The sequence below is a fragment of the Thiomicrorhabdus arctica DSM 13458 genome (genome assembly GCF_000381085.1).
In the GTDB taxonomy this organism is placed as follows: domain Bacteria; phylum Pseudomonadota; class Gammaproteobacteria; order Thiomicrospirales; family Thiomicrospiraceae; genus Thiomicrorhabdus; species Thiomicrorhabdus arctica.
In genome coordinates this window covers 1,392,021-1,409,397 of sequence record NZ_KB905899.1, presented here as the reverse complement: position 1 = coordinate 1,409,397, position 17,377 = coordinate 1,392,021, and the positions used below count along the sequence as shown (strand labels likewise).

Sequence of the window (17,377 nt, the reverse complement as noted above, 5' to 3'; positions counted from 1 at the left end):
CAATGATTGATCAAGTTTTCTGGCAAGGTAAAAGGGTATTTTTAACAGGTCACACTGGCTTTAAAGGTAGTTGGCTCTCTTTGTGGTTAGGTTCATTAGGAGCGGTCGTAAAAGGCTACGCGTTAATACCTCCAACCTTTCCAAGCCTTTTTGACGAAGCAAATGTTGCACAAAAAATAGACTCAGAAATCGGTAATATTGGCGATTTAAATCAATTAAGCGCTAGTATGATTGCATTTAATCCAGATATTCTTATTCATATGGCTGCACAACCTTTAGTAAGGTTATCTTATAAGCAACCGATAGAAACCTATGAAACCAATGTCATGGGTACGGTTAAAGTGCTTGAAGCCGCTAGGAATTGTCCAAACTTAAAATCAATTGTGAGTGTCACGACCGATAAATGCTATGAAAATAAAGAGTGGGTATGGGGTTATCGAGAAGATGAGTCAATGGGCGGGTATGACCCTTATAGCAGTTCAAAAGGTTGTGCCGAATTAGTGACTTCAGCTTACCGACGTTCGTTTATGCAAGAAAAAGGTATAGGGTTAGCTTCAGCTCGTGCTGGTAACGTGATCGGCGGTGGGGATTGGGCTGATGACCGTTTAATTCCAGATATATTAAAAGCTTTTGAACATCATCAGGCGGTTGTCATTCGCAATCCTATGTCAACAAGGCCTTGGCAGCATGTGTTAGAGCCATTGTCAGGTTACCTCGTTTTAGCGCAGAATTTATACCAACATCCAGACCAATATGCCGAAGGTTGGAATTTTGGGCCACGTGATGAAGATGCAAAGCAGGTTGATTGGATTTTAGATTGCATGGTTAAAAAATGGCCTGGTACGAGCTGGGAACTTGACAAGGATGCTCATCCACATGAAGCGGGTTATTTAAAACTGGATATATCGAAAGCTAAGTCAAGACTCAATTGGCAGCCTACTTGGCCTTTGGATAAGACGCTTGAAAAAATTGTTCAATGGCATCAGGCTTGGCTAAACAAAGAGAATATGCAATCCGTTTGCCTGCAAGAAATTAACGAATATATGAGAGATATTAATAATGCAAACCACTGAAACCATTAGAAAAGAAATTTCTGAACTTGTTAAAAAATATGCCGAATTGCAATATGTCGAAAAGCCTTTTGAGCCGGGAGTTTCAGTGGTGCCACCTTCGGGAAAGGTGATTGGAGAAACTGAACTCCAGTATATGGTTGAAGCCTCATTAGATGGTTGGTTAACAACGGGCCGGTTCAATGATATGTTTGAGAAAGAGTTAGCGGAATTCATTGGTGTTAAGCACCTTATTACCGTCAACTCTGGTTCCTCTGCGAATTTGGTTGCATTCAGCGCTTTGACATCACCCAAGCTTGGTCCAAAAGCGATTAAAAAAGGTGATGAAGTTATTGGTGTTGCAGCAGGTTTTCCAACAACGGTAAACCCTGTTGTACAATTTGGCGCGATTCCAGTTTTTGTTGATGTTGATCTAAAAACACATAATGTTGATACCGATCTTATTGAGGCGGCCATTACACCAAAAACTAAAGCGATTATGCTAGCCCACACACTGGGCAACCCATTTAATGTGGCAAAAGTAAAAGAAATTTGCGATAGGCATCACTTATGGCTAATAGAGGATTGTTGCGACGCGTTAGGAGCAAAATATGATGGGAAAATGGTTGGAACTTGGGGTGATATAGCCACTCTCAGTTTCTATCCTGCTCATCATATGACAATGGGTGAAGGTGGTGCCGTATTTACGAATGATCCACAGCTTGCAGTAATTGCAGAATCATTTCGTGATTGGGGGCGTGATTGCTATTGTAAACCTGGTTGTGACAATACTTGCGGCACACGTTTTAATATGAAATTAGGATCCTTGCCTCAAGGTTATGATCATAAATATACTTACTCTCATTTAGGCTATAATCTCAAAATTACCGATATGCAAGCCGCATGTGGGCTCGCGCAGTTAAAACGTCTGCCTGAGTTTATTGAAAAGCGTAATGCTAATTTTGATTACTTATCAAAACGATTATCGAGCCTAACGGACTTTATTGAATTAACTGAACCAACAGAAAATTCAACGCCTTCATGGTTTGGTTTTCCAATTACGATCAAAGAAACTTCAGGTGTTAGTCGTGTGGATTTAACTAAATATCTTGACCAGAATAAAGTTGGCACTAGGCTTCTTTTTGCAGGGAATTTAACACGTCAGCCATATTTTGAAGATGTTGAATACCGTGTTGTTGGTGAATTAACCAATACAGACATCACCATGAACCAAACGATGTGGTTGGGCATTTACCCAGGCCTGGGTAAAGAACACCTGGATTATGTTGCCGAAAAGCTAGAAGAATTTTTTGGTGTTGGATTTTAAAGATATTTAAATATGTCTAGAGTTAAAAAATACTTTTTTCAAAAGCTTGAAAAGTCGGTGGGTAAATGAGCAGTAAAATACGTGTTGGTATCATAGGGACTGGGAATATTGGAACTGATTTGCTTATGAAAGTTCAGCGTTCAAAGTTTTTAGAATGTACTATTTTTTCTGGCCGAAACTTAGCATCTTCTGGGATGAGTAAGGCCGCCGCAATGGGTGTTCGATTAAGCGATGAAGGGATTGATATCATCGTAAGGGAGCCAGATCTTTGTGATATTGTTTTTGATGCAACATCTGCAAAAAGTCATTTAGCGCATGCTTCGATTCTGGAGCAGCTTGGAAAGTTTGTGATTGATATGACGCCAGCGAAAATTGGAGTTTTATGTGTTCCAGAAGTGAACTTGGAAGAGGCTATTGGTTCAAGAAATGTCAACATGATTACTTGTGGTGGTCAGGCGTCAATTCCCATTGCATATGCAATAAGTAAAGTTCATTCTGAGATAGACTATATTGAAACAGTGTCAACTATTTCCTCTAGAAGCGCAGGCCCAGGAACCAGAATTAATATTGATGAGTACATTGAAGCAACGGAGAAGGGATTGAAATTGTTTTGTGGGGTTAGTCATGCTAAGGCCATGATTAATTTGAATCCTGCTAATCCTGCGATAGATATGCAAACAACAGTATTGGTCGAACTTAAAAATCCAGATATTGAAAATATTCTTGTAGAAATAGAAAAAATGGTGAGCAAGATACAGCGATATGTGCCAGGGTATAAGTTAATAGTAAAGCCGACATTTGATAATGGGAAATTATTGACAACTGTTCGGGTCCAGGGATTAGGAGATTATTTACCTAAATTTGCAGGAAATTTAGATATTATAAATTGCGCTGCAATTGAAGTTGCAGAGCATTTTGCTCATAAAAAGCTAGCTAAGGTTTAAACTATGGATAATCTAGAAGTTTCATTGTATGACGTTACATTAAGGGATGGATCGCACGCCATTCGTCATCAATTGAATGTAGATCAAATTGCTACTTATGCAAAATTAGCTGATAGTGCAGGGGTAGGTGTTGTAGAAGTGGGACATGGCATTGGGCTTGGTGCCTCTTCTCTCCAGATTGGAAAAAGCTTGTTATCTGATGAACAGATGTTGACTACGGCAAGAGAAAATTTGAAGCACTCATTGTTAGGGATTCATGTTGTGCCTGGATATGCAACTATATCAAGGGATATTTCTAAGGCAATTGATTGTGGAGTCGATGTAATAAGAATCGCTACACAGTGTACTGAAGCAGATACTTCAGAGCAGCATATATCTTATGTAAGAGGAACTGGGCGTCGTGTATTTGGAGGTCTTATGATGTCTCATATGATTTCTCCCGAGATGCTGGTTCAAGAGGCTTTAAAAATGGAGTCATATGGTGCTGAAGGAATTACAATTTTAGATTCAGCAGGGACTTTTTTGCCAGCAGATGTAGAGAAACGTATAGGTCTTTTGGTTGATTCATTAAAGGTTCCTGTAGGGTTTCATGGGCATAATAACTTAGGAATGGCAATTGCCAATTCTTTATCTGCAGTAAAGGCAGGGGCGACTATAATTGACGGCTCAATTTCAGGCTTTGGTGGAGGTGCGGGTAATGCAAGTATAGAGTTATTAGCCGCAGTGTTTTCTATGGAAGGTTATAAAACTGGGGTTGACTTATATAAGTTGTTGGATGCTGCTGATATTGCAGAGAAACTGTTTAGTGTATTACCTAAAATTACTAGCTCGAGTATTGTCAGTGGAATGAGTGGTGTAGTTTCTGTATTCTCAAAGCCTGTAGCAAGAGTGGCAGAAATATACAATGTAGATCCTCGGGATATTTATTTTGAACTGGGCAGGCTGGGAGCTATAGCTGGTCAAGAAGATTTGATAGTTGAAGTAGCTCAAGCTTTGGCCATTAAGGACTTTAGATGAAAAAAATGATTCAAGATGATATCCAAAGATCTATTCAGGGTCTATCTTCAACCTTTGGTTCGCTAAAGGGGAAGGTGATACTTATTACAGGAGGTACTGGATTTGTCGGCGCTTGGGTTGCAAGATCTTTAGTTTGGCTAAATGATGAATTAAATTTTGACTGTAGTATTATTATTCTTACTAGAAATCCTAAAAAACTAGAGGAGCTTGATCCTGATTTATATGGAAGGTCGGACATATCTTTTATAAAATCAGATATACGTAGTTTGCATGATTTACCGCAAGACATTAATTATATTATACATTCGGCAGCGAACCCAGATAATCGAGTCCATATGTCAGATCCTGTAAATACTATGGATGTTATCGCTATAGGCACTAAGGCAATTATGGATGCTGCATCAAGGCTTTCTGATATTAAAGGGATTGTATATTTAAGCTCTGGACAAGTTTATGGTGACGCGCCAGGAAATGGTGCTGCAATTAGTGAGAATAGCCAAGGTTACTTATTAAAAAAGGGTATAAATTCTATTTATCCAGAGGCGAAACGTTACTCTGAAGCGCTATGTTTAGCATATAGGAGTTTATACAAACTACCTGTAACAATTGTAAGGCCTTTTTCTTTTATAGGGCCTTATCAAGAGTTAAATAAGCCATGGGCAATCAATTCTTTTATGCAAGAAGCATTAAATGGGCAGCCAATCAGGATTTTAGGGAATGGAAAGCCTAAAAGGAGTTACTTGTATGCGACTGATATGGCTGCCTGGTTGCTAGCAATTTTGGCTAATGGTAAAGATGGTGAAGTTTATAACTTAGGCTCGTCTGAAGAGGTTTCTTTGTTAGAAGTTGCAAATGAAATAAACTCAATTATATCAATACCTGTAGATATCATTGTAAAAAATAATAACACGCTAGAGTCTAATTTTATTCCAAGTTTGGATTATATACATACACAACTTGGTGTGAAAGAGAATTTCACCTTTAAAGAGGCGTTGCTTCACACAATCAAATGGAATGTTAATAAACAAGGGTCTAATGATGAGTAAAATAAGAGTAGCTGATTATGTTGCTAACTTTTTGTCTTCAACCCTGGGTGTTAAAGATGTATTTCTAGTGACTGGTGGCGGCGCAATGTTTTTAAATGATGGTGTTGCAAAACATGAAAAGTTAAATCCTATCTGCAATCATCATGAACAAGCGTCTGCGATGGCTGCTGTAGCATATGCAAAATACAACAATTCATATTCAGTCGCAATGACAACAAGTGGGTGCGGAGCAACAAATGCTGTAACTGGATTGTTAGATGCGTGGCAAGATAATACACCAGTGTTTTTTATTTCTGGACAAGTCAAAAGAAAAGAAACAGTACACAATTCGCCTCTTAGTTTACGGCAAGTGGGAGTCCAGGAAGCAAATATAATTCCTATTGTAAGCTCAATATCAAAATATTCTGTCATGGTCAACGAGCCTAGTCAGATAGCTTACCATCTAGAAAAGGCTGCATTTTTGGCAATCTCAGGAAGGCCTGGTCCTGTATGGGTTGATATTCCTCAGGATGTTCAAGGTGCAATGATTGAAGAGTGTGATTTAATACATTTTTCCCCTCTAGAGGAAGGATTGGCCTATACAGATAATTTACTTGATAAAGATTTAATTACTATTATTAAAGATTTAGATAACGCTCAAAGACCAATTGTATTGGCCGGAAATGGGATTAGGTTAGGCAATGCAGTTTCTGAATTTATTGAATTTATAAACAAGTATCGATTACCTGTAGTTACGACGTATTTGGGTATTGATTTGATAGCAAGTGAGGATGATTTATGTGTTGGGCGCGTGGGTATAAAGGGTGATCGAGCAGGTAATTTTGCCCTTCAAAATTCAGATTTGGTCCTTGTTTTAGGTTCACGTTTATCTGTTGCCGTTAGTGGGTTTGAGTATGACTTGTTTGCAAGGAATGCAAAGATAATTGTTGTTGATATTGATGCCATTGAACACAAAAAAAATACGGTAAAAATAGACGTTTTTATCAATGCGGATATTAAAAGCTTTCTTAACGTATTGAATTCACAAAAAATGAATTTTTCAGATAGAAAAAAATGGATTGAGCGTTGTAATATTTGGCGCAATAAATGGCCTGTGGCTCTTAACGCTTATGAAGATAGAGATGGTGCAATTAATATGTATACCTTCATAAAGTATTTGGGAAGGTATTTATTGCCCGATTCAACTATTGTAGCTGATGCAGGTTCTGCATATTATGTAACCGCTCAGGCACTAAGAATTTCAGGAAGTCAAAGATATATCACCTCTGGTGCTCAAGCAGATATGGGGTTTACTATTCCTGCTGCCATTGGGGCTTCAATAGCCAAGAAGGGTGAGGTCGTCGCTATAACAGGAGATGGTTCATTTCAGATGAATATACAGGAGTTGCAAACTATTGTTCATTACCAGTTGCCAATAAAAATATTTGTCTGGAATAATGATGGCTATTTATCGATAAGGACTACACAAAAGAAATTTTTTGAAGGGAGATTGATGGGAACAGAAGCTTCAACAGGTATTTCTTTTCCTGATTTGCATAAAATAGCAGAGGCATATGGTCTTCAATATTTTATAGCCAAAACATTCGTAGCTTTAGAAGGTACTTTAAAAGAAACGATGGATTTTGTCGGACCTGTAATTTGTGAAATTATCTGTCCCCCATTTCAGGAAATCATTCCTGCAGTTTCAGCTATGAAAAAAGATGATGGAACGATGGTTTCTAAACCATTTGAAGATATGTACCCATTTTTGTCAAGAGAAGAATTTTTAGATGAAATGATTATTCCTCCAGTAAAGGGAAATTAATGAAGATTGCAATATTGGGTGCAACAAGTCAAATTGCAAAAGATTTGATCATTTCATTTTCAGAGTACACAGATTATGAATGTGTTTTATTTTCTCGTGATGTTGCAAGAGTAGATAAACAGTTTTTAGATTTAAATATTAAAATTTCATATTTAAACTTAACTTATGAATCTTTTTCTGAACATGATGCCTATGATGTAATTATAAACTTTGTGGGAGTTGGTGACCCAGCCGCCGCTAAGAAAATGGGTGCAGACATATTCGCTATTACCGAGCATTATGACAATTTAGCACTAAATTACTTGAAAGTTCATCCAGGTTGCAAATATATTTTCATTAGTAGTGGTGCTGTTTATGGAGGAAGTTTTGAAACCCCTGTTAACGAAAATACCCAAGCAACTGTAACTATAAATAACTTGAAAGAGACTGATTGGTACGCCATTGCAAAGCTATATGCAGAAGCAAAACATAGAGCACTAAGTGATTATTCAATTATTGATGTTCGGGTATTTAACTATTTCAGCCATACGCAAGATATGAATACGCGATTTTTAATTACCGATATTGTACGTGCAATTCAGATGAAAGAGGTTTTTAAAACTTCGCCTGAGAATATTGTTAGGGATTTTATTACACCTGATGGTTTTTTTGATTTGGTTCAAGCGATTATCAAAGCTAAACCAACAAATATAGCACTTGATTGCTATACGAAGTCTCCTGTTGAAAAGTTGGTATTATTATCTGAGTTAGAAAGTAGATTTGGCTTACCGGTTGAAATTTCTGACTTTACAGATGTAGTGAATGCAACGGGTTCAAAATTGAAATATTTTTCGCTCAATAAAATTGCTGAAATGATTGGTTATGCGCCGCAAAAAACTTCATTAGAAGGTATTGTTGAGCAGTTGATGCTAATCGATAAGTTATAAGCCATTGTTAAGTCTAACGAAGTTTGAAAGCCTTATAGAAACAGCACCTCTGGTTGCCATTGATTTAATTATCAAAAGCTCAAGTGGTGTGTTGTTAGGTAAGCGAAATAATCAGCCTGCTAAGGACTTTTGGTTTGTACCTGGCGGGCGAGTTTTAAAAAATGAATGCCTCTCCCACGCCATTAAAAGAATTTCTTTAAAAGAAGTTAATCTTGAAAAGAGTTTGAGTAACTTTAAATTTATAGGCATTTTTGAACATTTTTATGACAATAGTTTTGTTTCTGAGTCCATAACAACTCATTATGTCGTGTTAGCATTTGAGTTAGAGTGTGGTGATAGCTCTCTCGAGACTTTGCCAAGCTCAGAGCACAATGAATATCGTTATTTTAGTTTAAGGGATTTGGAAAGTGATCCCTTAGTTCACACATATACAAAAAAATATTTTAACAGTAAGGGCGTTGTATGAAAAAAGCTTTAATAACTGGAATAACGGGCCAGGATGGCTCTTATTTAGCAGAATTTTTATTGGAAAAAGGATATGAAGTCCACGGCATTAAACGCCGCGCATCTTCTTTCAATACGCAGCGTATTGATCATATTTTTCAAGATCCTCATGTTGAGAATAAAAACCTAATTTTGCATTATGGAGACTTAACCGACTCTTCAAATTTAACGCGAATTTTACAAGAAGTGCAGCCTGATGAAGTCTATAACTTAGGAGCTCAGTCTCACGTTGCAGTATCGTTTGAATCCCCAGAATATACCGCAGATGTAGACGGTATGGGAACCTTGCGTTTATTAGAAGCGATTCGTCTGTTAGGGTTAGAGAAGAAAACTAAATTCTATCAGGCCTCTACTTCTGAATTATATGGTGAAGTGCAAGAGACTCCACAAAAAGAGACTACGCCATTCTATCCTCGCTCACCTTATGCCGTCGCTAAAATGTACGCTTATTGGATTACCGTAAATTACCGTGAATCTTATGGTATGTACGCTTGTAATGGCATTTTATTCAATCATGAATCTCCTCGTCGTGGTGAGACTTTTGTAACTCGTAAAATCACTCGTGGTTTAGCCAATATGGCCCAAGGGTTAGATAAGTGTTTGTTTATGGGAAATATTGATGCATTACGTGACTGGGGTCATGCTAAAGATTACGTGCGAATGCAGTGGATGATGTTGCAACAAGATGTCGCTGAAGATTTCGTTATTGCAACTGGTGTTCAATACTCTGTTCGCCAGTTTATTAGCTGGTCTGCAGAAGAGTTAGGCATTACACTTGAGTTTACGGGTAATGGTATTGATGAAAAAGGTATTGTGATTGCGATTGACGGCGATAAAGCACCTGCTTTAAAAGTCGGAGATGTTCTTGTTCAGATCGATCCAAGATACTTCCGTCCTGCGGAAGTCGAGACGCTGTTAGGTGATCCAAGTAAAGCTAAAGCAAAACTAGGCTGGATACCCGAAATCACTGTACAAGAAATGTGTACTGAAATGGTTGCCGCTGATCTAAAAGTCGCACAGCGTCATGCATTACTCAAAGAACATGGCCATGACATTCCCGTTGCAGTGGAGTAAATAATTGATGAAGATATTAATTACGGGCTCAAATGGGATGGTTGGGCAAAACATTCTAGAGCACCCTGACGCCAGCTCTTATGAGTTATTAACTCCCAATCGTAAAGAGTTAAATTTACTGGATGCATTACAGGTTGAAGCGTATCTGTCTCAAAATCAACCAGACATGGTAATTCATGCGGCGGGGGTTGTTGGTGGTATTCAGGCCAATATTGCAGAGCCTGTTAGATTTCTAGTCGATAATATGCAAATGGGGTTAAATATTTTAACAGCCTCAAAAAATGCAGACATTGAACGATTCATGAATCTGAGTAGCTCATGCATGTACCCAAGGGATGCAAAAAACCCACTAGCAGAAGAGTTGATTTTAAAAGGTGAGTTGGAGCCGACCAATGAAGGTTATGCCCTTGCAAAAGTAGCTAGTACCCGTCTATGTGAATATATTCATAGGGAAAATAATGCCTTCCTATATAAAACAGTGATACCTTGCAATCTTTATGGCAGGCATGACAAGTTTGATCCAAAACATTCTCATATGATTCCTGCAGTCATTCAAAAGATATCTGATGCAAAGAATCGCGGTCAAAAAGAAATTGATATTTGGGGTGATGGATTAGCAAGACGAGAGTTCATGTATGCGGGTGACTTAGCGGATTTCATCTATTTCGCCATCCAAAACTTTGAAGTAATGCCCCAAAACATCAATGTAGGGTTGGGGCATGATCATACGATTAATGAATACTATACTGAAATCGCTAAGGTCATTGGCTTTGACGGAGAGTTTGTGCACGATTTATCCAAACCTGTCGGTATGAAGCAAAAGTTAATTGACGATACTAAATTAAAAGCATTTGGTTGGCAGTATAAAACTTCCTTACAAGAAGGCTTGAAGGCCACCTTTCAATTTTTAAAGGAACAAGAAAATGTCTAGTTATTCGCTTGCTAGTAGCACATGGGATGAAAAAGAACTAAATGCCATTCAGACCGTGATTGACTCAGATATGTTTACGATGGGTAAGCATGTTGCACAGTATGAACAGGATTTTGCATCATTTTTTGGTTCAAAATACGCATTGATGGTGAGCTCAGGTTCAACCGCTAATTTATTAATGATAGCGTCTTTATTTTTTACCAAAAATAAAGAGTTGAAGTTGAAGCGTGGTGATGAAATTATTGTACCCGCAGTTTCGTGGTCAACTACTTATTTTCCACTACAACAGTATGGCCTAAAAGTTAAGTTCGTTGATATAGATCGCGAAACTTTAAACATCGATTTGAAAAAATTAGAAGCCGCTATTACCGAAAAAACAAAAGCAATACTACTCGTTAATTTACTTGGAAATCCTAACGATTTTAATGCCATTAATAAGATGATTAAAGGTAAAGGAATCACCCTTTTAGAGGATAATTGCGAGTCGATGGGCGCCACTTACCAAGACAAACAGGCTGGCACGTTTGGTTTAATGGGAACATATAGCTCGTTCTTTAGTCATCATATTGCGACGATGGAAGGCGGTTGTGTTGTTACCGATGATGAAGAGCTTTACCATATACTCTTAACCATTCGTGCTCACGGTTGGACACGTAATCTACCAAAAGTAAATCATGTAACAGGAACCAAAAGTGATGATATGTTCGAAGAGGCATTCAAGTTTGTTTTGCCTGGATATAATGTACGTCCCTTGGAAATGAGTGGCGCTATTGGTATTGAACAGTTGAAAAAGTTACCTAGTTTTATTCAGAATAGACAAGATAATGCCAGGTTATTCGTAAATCTTTTTAAAAACCACCCATATATCCAAATACAAAAAGAAACAGAAAAAAGTAGCTGGTTTGGTTTTTCCATGATTCTTAAAGAAAATGCACCATACACACGTAAAGAATTAGTTGCTAAATTACAGGATAATGGTGTTGAATGCCGACCTATTGTCACGGGGAACTTCTTGAAAAATAAAGAAGTATTAGAGTTCTTTGATTATGAAGTGGCTGGTTCTTTAACAAATGCTGAATATATTGATGAATATGGTTTGTTTGTAGGAAATCAACAAGTTGATATCAAAGATAAAATAACATCACTTCATGAATTACTGAGCTAATTAAATGAGAATACTTTTTGTTGACCTTGAATTTGACTACGGAATTGAATCAAGAGGAAAAAACATAATCGGTCATGATGGTTTTAAGTACAGTTTTGAGAAACTTGGCCATGAAGTTATCCCGTTTTATTATGATCAGTATCTACCAGATACGAAACCCCTGCAGTCAGCACTGCTTAAATTTGCGGATAAGATTAAGCCTGACTTGATTTTTTTCTGCTTATTTAAAGATCAATTTGAACATGCAACTCTTTTAGAACTTAAGTCTAAATATGTAACATTAAATTGGTTTGGTGATGATCAGTGGCGTTTCGATACTTTTACTAAGCATTATGCTAATGATTTCACATGGTGTGTCACAACAGATTTATATTCAGTTGATAAGTACGTGGATATTGGCCAGAATCAAGTAGTAATGAGTCAATGGGCAGCGATTGATTCGCACAATAATAAACCTCAAGAAATTCAATATAAACACGATGTAAGTTTTGTAGGCGGCTTTCACCCATATAGAGCTTGGTTCATAAATCAGCTTGTTAAAAATGGAATTTCGGTAGAGGTTTTTGGTCATGGGTGGCCAAATGGTTCATTATCACCAGAAAGCATGAACCAACTTTTTAGAGAATCAAAAATTAATTTGAATATTTCAAATAGTAATAGTTTTGATATCAGATATTTAACCTCTTCTATTAAGGCATTAATTCTTGCCATAAGATCTAAAAAATCAAATAGTCAGATTAAAGCAAGAAACTTCGAGATTCCTTTTTTTGGAGGCTTTCAGATTTCTGATTATGTCCCATCATTAGAAGCATATTTTGATATAGGAAATGAAGTTGCTTGCTATTCAACCCCTGAAGAAGCAGCCTTGCAAATTAATTATTATTTAAAAAATGAAGAATTGAGGGAAAAAGTTAGATTGTCAGGACAGCAAAGAGCTACTAATACGCATGGATACATACATAGATTTGAAAAAATTTTAGAGCAAATCAAATGAAAAAAGCATGTATTGTTACGGGTGATTCTTTTTATACTGACAATCGTCTGTTTAATTTAGACGACCCTATTGCTAATAGAGATAATTGCTTATTCCCTTTTTACCTATTACAAAAGCAATTGTTAGAAAATGGGTATGAATTATCAACTTCTGACCTTAATCTACCCAGCAATTCAGAATTAGTTTTATATAATGAAATGCCCCGGGTGTTACCAGCCCCGTCTGAAAAGCAAAAGTCTTTTTTAATGCTGTTTGAAAGTGAGCTAATTCGGCCAGATAATTGGATTGTAGAAAATCATAAAGCTTTTAATACGGTTTTTACTTGGCATGACGACTTGGTGGGGACCAATAACTATTCCAAAATAAATTTTTCTTTTGACATTATTAAAGGGGTCTCTAAAGACTTATCAAAAAAGAAAAAGCTTTGCACCTTAATTGCAGGTAATAAGAAGGTAAGTCACCCTTTAGAGCTCTATTCTAAGAGAATTGAAGTGATTCGTTGGTTTGAAAAACATCATCCGGAAAACTTTGATCTATATGGTGTTGGATGGGATCGTCACAGATTTTCTGGTCCTAAAATAATAAGAGCTTTAAATCGAGTCACATTTCTTACTAAGTTGTTTGCACCTAAATACCCTTCTTATAAAGGGAGGGTTGATGTTAAGAAAACCACTTTGGAAAAGTATAAGTTTGCAATTTGTTATGAAAATGCACGAGACATACCAGGCTATATCACTGAAAAAATATTTGATTGCCTTTTTGCAGGTTGTATCCCCGTTTACTGGGGTGCCAGCAATATTTCTGATTACATTCCAGACAACTGTTATGTCGATATGAGAAACTTTAATTCATATGAAGAGTTATATCTGTATTTAATAGAGATGAACGATGAAGATTACTCCTTTAGATTGAATGAAATAGAGCTGTTTTTGAATTCAGGAAAAATACAAGATTTTTCAGCTGAGACATTTGCGCAGACTGTCGTAAATAAAACTGTAATAAAATGAAAAGAGTGGTCACTTTCATCAAGTCAGATTTATTTATTTTGACTATAGGTAAAATCATTCAGATGTTGTTACTCTTTTTAGCCGTGAGACTCTTTACGAACTACTTATCTGATGTAGAAATAGGGAATCTAATATTAATTCTGGCCGTAACGATGTTTTTTGGTCTGGCATTGGTTAATCCTGTAGGCAGTTATCTTAATAGAGAATTAAATCAATGGTATCTCAATGGCTTGGTATTAAGTAAATTCGTTATATTTAGTGGATATATATTAACCGTTTCTGTAATTGCTTTTGGCGCCCCATATTTGTTGGCCTTGTTTGGAGTTGGTACCTCAATCAATACACTCTCTTTCTCAATTGTAGTCAGCCTCTTTGTATTTTTTAATACATGGAATCAAACCATTATCCCTTCGTTGAATTTGTTATTCCACCGAAAAGCATTCGTAGTCTTTACGATCTTAACCGTCTCCTTATATTTATTGCTTGCGAGTGTGTTTGTATTGCTTATAGAACCAACTGCATATTGGTGGTTAATGGGGCAAGTGAGTGGGTTGGCGCTTGGCTTTATAAGTGCATTTATTTATATGTTTTTTGGACCTCTGAAAAATCAAAATAATTTAGAGATTGGTTTTGAATTGAAAGAGTTAGGAAAAGTTATAAGATTTGCGATGCCATTATCAATTGCCACTCTTTTTTTATGGATACTGGGAAATGCCTATAAATTAATCATAGAGGGACAAATTGATGCTGAAGCACTGGCATATATTGGTCTTGCATTAATTTTGTCAACGAGCTTGGCGGGTTCGATTGAATCACTCCTGATGCAAGTTTTTCATTCTTCTTTTTATAAGGGATTAGCCAGTTCAAACTCAATTGAAGACAGAACGATTGTTTTTCAAAGGTTTGTGGATGGGACTTTACCCATAATGGCAGGCTCCCTATTTGTGCTAATTTGTTCCGCAGGCTTTATCTTAACTCTTCTTGTTGACTCCCGGTTTTCTGTTGTTTATCAATTTCTGATGTTTGGCTTATTGATTGAGTTTTTTAGAGTCACCGCCAATATTGTTAGTCATGTGGCACACAGTGAATATAAAACAGCTCAGAACATTAAGCCTTATTTCTATGGTGCACTTGTCGCTACGATTGGGATTTTTATTGCCGTGCAATCTTCACAGTGGGAGTATGGGGTCATTGCTTCATTATTAATAGCTTGGTTTTCGACATTGGCTATAATGGTACGTTCCGCGAAACGTTTAATACCTTTTGTGTTACCAATTAAGGCTATGTTACGTGTCATTGTCTATTTATCCCCTGTTGGGCTACTATCTGTATTATTTTCGAGTCACTCTGATAGTTTAATATTCTCAAGTAGTTTTATAGTGCTTGTAGGGGTATATTCGTCAGTTATCTTATATAGACAGTATGCCAGAGGCATTGAATGAGCAAACAACCGTTAGTGTGTATATGTATACCTTGTTACAACAATGAAAGCACGATATCAGAGACTTTAGACAGTATCGTTGCTCAAGACTACTCTAGTCTTAAAATTAAAGTGTTTGACAATGCATCTTCTGATGGCAGTCGAGATATTATTCGTGGATTCGTGAATAAATATAATAATATTGAGTTATTCACTAGAAAAGAAACCGTTAGTGGAGAAGAGAACTTTAATACCTGCATAGAGAATGCTGAAGGTGATTATTCAGCAATTTTTCACTCGGACGATCTTTACACCGCAACAATGGTTTCTGAGCAAGTAGCGTTTTTACAAAGCCACCCCTCTTGTGGTGCCGTTGCTACTCATGCAAGTGTAATTGATGAAAAAAATAATGAGTTGAGTGAACGCTTTGTGCCATATGAAATAAGAAATATGACTTCTATTGAGTTGACTAGAAAGCAGTTGATTGAACTCTCATTTAAATATGGAAACTTTGTAACGTGCCCAAGTGTATTATTTAAGAGTGATTTGCTTAAAGCGCATATTCAAAGCTTTAGAGGCGAGCAATTCAAGAGTTCTGCTGATTTGAATGTGTGGTTTAGAGTGACAGAAAAGCAATGTTTTGGGTTCATTAATAAGCCTTTAATAAAGTATAGGGAATCAAACGTAAGCTTTTCATTTAACCTTTCTAGGGTAAGAGTCGAGGATCATGATCTGTTTCTAGTTTTAAATGATTACCTCAGCACTATTGATCAACAACTATATTATTGTCGTTACCTAAAATCTAAAAAAGATTTTTTACTTATGAAGGATCGAGCTAATACAAATCTCAATAGACTCATTTTGGGGCAAAGTACTTTCCAGAATATAAGTCTAATAATGAATTTTAAACATATTTTAACGTCAAGATTTCATATGAAATTTTTTGTAATGGCAATGGGTGTAATGTTGTTAACTAAACTGCCTTTAAATGTTTATTTGGTTACTTTAATCAAAAAAGTAAGGTTTCGGAATGACTAAAAATAAGTTGAAAGTACTACATGTTGTTGGAGACCCTGCCGGAGGAATCAGAAAACATATACATGACATTTTCGGTGGGCTTCAAGGAGAGTTTGATCTTTATTATGTGACTTCACAGTTTGGCGATAAAATTTTTTATAATGAATTACCAGCTTTAATGAAGTTACTTTCAGGTTATTTACCTTTAAATATAGTCAAGCGTCCTGCTGTTACAGATGTATTTAATATCTTCAAAATCATGAAATTTATCATAAAAAATAAAATCGATATTATTCATGGTCATGGAGCTAAAGGTGGCATGTATGCAAGAATTGCCGGGAAGTTACTGGGATGCAAAGTTGTTTATACTCCGCATGGGGGAATTGTGCATGATATGTTTAGCCCACTTGAAAGTTTTATATATAGAGGTGTTGAAAAAATACTTTGTAAGTTCACAGATTTAATTATCTTTGAATCTAAATATACACAAAAAGCTTTTGATAAAAGAATATGTTGTAAAAAAGTTAAACAAGTTACTAACTACAATGGTATCACTCCCCCAAACCTCAAGGCCAAAGAGTTTCACTTTGACAATACATTGAAATTTGGAGTTTTTGGAATGCTGCGCGAGGAAAAAGGCCCCCACTTGGCTTACCAAGTAATTAAAGAACTGCTTGATGAGCAGTTTAATGTCGAACTTCATTTTTTTGGCGAAGGTGAAATGAAGGATACGTTGATCGAAAATATACATCAAGACAATTTAAGTGGATCAATCATTATTCATGGTGAAGTTGATAATGTGAACGAGAAGATGCTAGGTATGAATTTTATAGTAATTCCATCTTTATTTGAGTCATTTGGTTATGTTGCTGTAGAGGCAATGTTTTTGGGCAAGCCAGTGATTAGTTCAAATGTCGGTGGTCTAGTCGATGTGTTAGGAGTCGATAGAGGTTTTATTTTTGAAGCGGGTGAAATAGTTTCAATGAAAACTACAATTTTAGCAGCAATTAATTCGAGCGAATCTGATATTCAACAAAGAATAAATAAAGCTCATGCTCATGTGACGCATTGTTTTACACTTCAAAGAATGTGTGAATTTCTTGGTGCTGAGTATCACACCTTGACTCATAAAGAAATTAAAAGGTAGCTCTT

Annotated in this window: 16 protein-coding genes; all 16 read left to right on the top strand. The window is 36.6% G+C overall.

Going from position 1 to position 17,377, the window contains the following annotated elements:
- The first annotated feature begins 2 nt into the window (after positions 1–2).
- The 16 genes from rfbG to F612_RS0106485 all read left to right on the top strand — a co-directional run bounded on the left by rfbG (position 3) and on the right by F612_RS0106485 (position 17,372).
- Positions 3–1,073, top strand: a complete 1,071-nt coding sequence (gene rfbG / locus F612_RS0106560; RefSeq protein WP_019556963.1) for a CDP-glucose 4,6-dehydratase — start codon at positions 3–5, stop codon at positions 1,071–1,073.
- On the top strand, positions 1,060–2,376 hold the full coding sequence (gene rfbH / locus F612_RS0106555; RefSeq protein WP_019556962.1) for a lipopolysaccharide biosynthesis protein RfbH: 1,317 nt from the start codon (positions 1,060–1,062) through the stop codon (positions 2,374–2,376). The genes rfbG and rfbH overlap by 14 nt, the downstream gene beginning before the upstream one ends.
- 65 nt (positions 2,377–2,441) lie before the next feature.
- Positions 2,442–3,320: an acetaldehyde dehydrogenase (acetylating) gene (locus tag F612_RS0106550; RefSeq protein ID WP_019556961.1), complete on the top strand. Its 879-nt coding sequence runs from the start codon at positions 2,442–2,444 to the stop codon at positions 3,318–3,320.
- A gap of 3 nt (positions 3,321–3,323) precedes the next feature.
- Positions 3,324–4,337: a 4-hydroxy-2-oxovalerate aldolase gene (dmpG, locus tag F612_RS0106545; RefSeq protein ID WP_019556960.1), complete on the top strand. Its 1,014-nt coding sequence runs from the start codon at positions 3,324–3,326 to the stop codon at positions 4,335–4,337.
- The gene (locus tag F612_RS12335; RefSeq protein ID WP_019556959.1) at positions 4,334–5,383 is read left to right on the top strand and encodes an NAD-dependent epimerase/dehydratase family protein; all 1,050 of its coding nucleotides are present in this window, start codon (positions 4,334–4,336) and stop codon (positions 5,381–5,383) included. Before dmpG ends, F612_RS12335 begins: the two co-directional genes overlap by 4 nt.
- On the top strand, positions 5,376–7,187 hold the full coding sequence (locus tag F612_RS0106535; protein ID WP_169335986.1) for a thiamine pyrophosphate-binding protein: 1,812 nt from the start codon (positions 5,376–5,378) through the stop codon (positions 7,185–7,187). Before F612_RS12335 ends, F612_RS0106535 begins: the two co-directional genes overlap by 8 nt.
- On the top strand, positions 7,187–8,113 hold the full coding sequence (locus F612_RS0106530) for an NAD-dependent epimerase/dehydratase family protein (protein ID WP_019556957.1): 927 nt from the start codon (positions 7,187–7,189) through the stop codon (positions 8,111–8,113). Before F612_RS0106535 ends, F612_RS0106530 begins: the two co-directional genes overlap by 1 nt.
- A 4-nt stretch (positions 8,114–8,117) precedes the next feature.
- Positions 8,118–8,579: a GDP-mannose mannosyl hydrolase gene (locus F612_RS0106525; protein WP_019556956.1), complete on the top strand. Its 462-nt coding sequence runs from the start codon at positions 8,118–8,120 to the stop codon at positions 8,577–8,579.
- Positions 8,576–9,691 carry a GDP-mannose 4,6-dehydratase gene (gene gmd, locus F612_RS0106520; protein ID WP_019556955.1) on the top strand — a complete coding sequence of 372 codons (1,116 nt, stop codon included), beginning with the start codon at positions 8,576–8,578 and terminating at the stop codon, positions 9,689–9,691. The genes F612_RS0106525 and gmd overlap by 4 nt, the downstream gene beginning before the upstream one ends.
- Positions 9,692–9,698: 7 nt before the next feature.
- Positions 9,699–10,622, top strand: coding sequence for a GDP-L-fucose synthase family protein (locus F612_RS0106515; RefSeq protein WP_019556954.1), 924 nt, complete (start codon positions 9,699–9,701; stop codon positions 10,620–10,622).
- Positions 10,615–11,787, top strand: a complete 1,173-nt coding sequence (locus F612_RS0106510; RefSeq protein ID WP_019556953.1) for a DegT/DnrJ/EryC1/StrS family aminotransferase — start codon at positions 10,615–10,617, stop codon at positions 11,785–11,787. The genes F612_RS0106515 and F612_RS0106510 overlap by 8 nt, the downstream gene beginning before the upstream one ends.
- Before the next feature lie 4 nt (positions 11,788–11,791).
- On the top strand, positions 11,792–12,781 hold the full coding sequence (locus F612_RS0106505; protein WP_019556952.1) for a CgeB family protein: 990 nt from the start codon (positions 11,792–11,794) through the stop codon (positions 12,779–12,781).
- Positions 12,778–13,788: a glycosyltransferase family 10 domain-containing protein gene (locus F612_RS0106500; protein ID WP_019556951.1), complete on the top strand. Its 1,011-nt coding sequence runs from the start codon at positions 12,778–12,780 to the stop codon at positions 13,786–13,788. Before F612_RS0106505 ends, F612_RS0106500 begins: the two co-directional genes overlap by 4 nt.
- Positions 13,785–15,230, top strand: a complete 1,446-nt coding sequence (locus tag F612_RS0106495; protein WP_019556950.1) for a polysaccharide biosynthesis protein — start codon at positions 13,785–13,787, stop codon at positions 15,228–15,230. Before F612_RS0106500 ends, F612_RS0106495 begins: the two co-directional genes overlap by 4 nt.
- A complete protein-coding gene (locus F612_RS0106490; protein ID WP_019556949.1) occupies positions 15,227–16,246 on the top strand; it encodes a glycosyltransferase family 2 protein in 1,020 nt (339 codons plus the stop codon). The genes F612_RS0106495 and F612_RS0106490 overlap by 4 nt, the downstream gene beginning before the upstream one ends.
- Entirely contained in the window at positions 16,239–17,372 is a 1,134-nt protein-coding gene (locus F612_RS0106485) for a glycosyltransferase (protein ID WP_019556948.1), read from the top strand. Before F612_RS0106490 ends, F612_RS0106485 begins: the two co-directional genes overlap by 8 nt.
- The last annotated feature ends 5 nt before the right edge of the window (positions 17,373–17,377 follow it).

Bases quoted from the DNA above. Each gene is read 5' to 3' on its own strand.
- rfbG (WP_019556963.1), top strand. From the start codon at position 3: ATGATTGATCAAGTTTTCTGGCAAGGTAAAAGGGTATTTTTAACAGGT.
- rfbH (WP_019556962.1), top strand. From the start codon at position 1,060: ATGCAAACCACTGAAACCATTAGAAAAGAAATTTCTGAACTTGTTAAA.
- F612_RS0106550 (WP_019556961.1), top strand. From the start codon at position 2,442: ATGAGCAGTAAAATACGTGTTGGTATCATAGGGACTGGGAATATTGGA.
- dmpG (WP_019556960.1), top strand. From the start codon at position 3,324: ATGGATAATCTAGAAGTTTCATTGTATGACGTTACATTAAGGGATGGA.
- F612_RS12335 (WP_019556959.1), top strand. From the start codon at position 4,334: ATGAAAAAAATGATTCAAGATGATATCCAAAGATCTATTCAGGGTCTA.
- F612_RS0106535 (WP_169335986.1), top strand. From the start codon at position 5,376: ATGAGTAAAATAAGAGTAGCTGATTATGTTGCTAACTTTTTGTCTTCA.
- F612_RS0106530 (WP_019556957.1), top strand. From the start codon at position 7,187: ATGAAGATTGCAATATTGGGTGCAACAAGTCAAATTGCAAAAGATTTG.
- gmd (WP_019556955.1), top strand. From the start codon at position 8,576: ATGAAAAAAGCTTTAATAACTGGAATAACGGGCCAGGATGGCTCTTAT.
- F612_RS0106515 (WP_019556954.1), top strand. From the start codon at position 9,699: ATGAAGATATTAATTACGGGCTCAAATGGGATGGTTGGGCAAAACATT.
- F612_RS0106510 (WP_019556953.1), top strand. From the start codon at position 10,615: ATGTCTAGTTATTCGCTTGCTAGTAGCACATGGGATGAAAAAGAACTA.
- F612_RS0106505 (WP_019556952.1), top strand. From the start codon at position 11,792: ATGAGAATACTTTTTGTTGACCTTGAATTTGACTACGGAATTGAATCA.
- F612_RS0106500 (WP_019556951.1), top strand. From the start codon at position 12,778: ATGAAAAAAGCATGTATTGTTACGGGTGATTCTTTTTATACTGACAAT.
- F612_RS0106495 (WP_019556950.1), top strand. From the start codon at position 13,785: ATGAAAAGAGTGGTCACTTTCATCAAGTCAGATTTATTTATTTTGACT.
- F612_RS0106490 (WP_019556949.1), top strand. From the start codon at position 15,227: ATGAGCAAACAACCGTTAGTGTGTATATGTATACCTTGTTACAACAAT.
- F612_RS0106485 (WP_019556948.1), top strand. From the start codon at position 16,239: ATGACTAAAAATAAGTTGAAAGTACTACATGTTGTTGGAGACCCTGCC.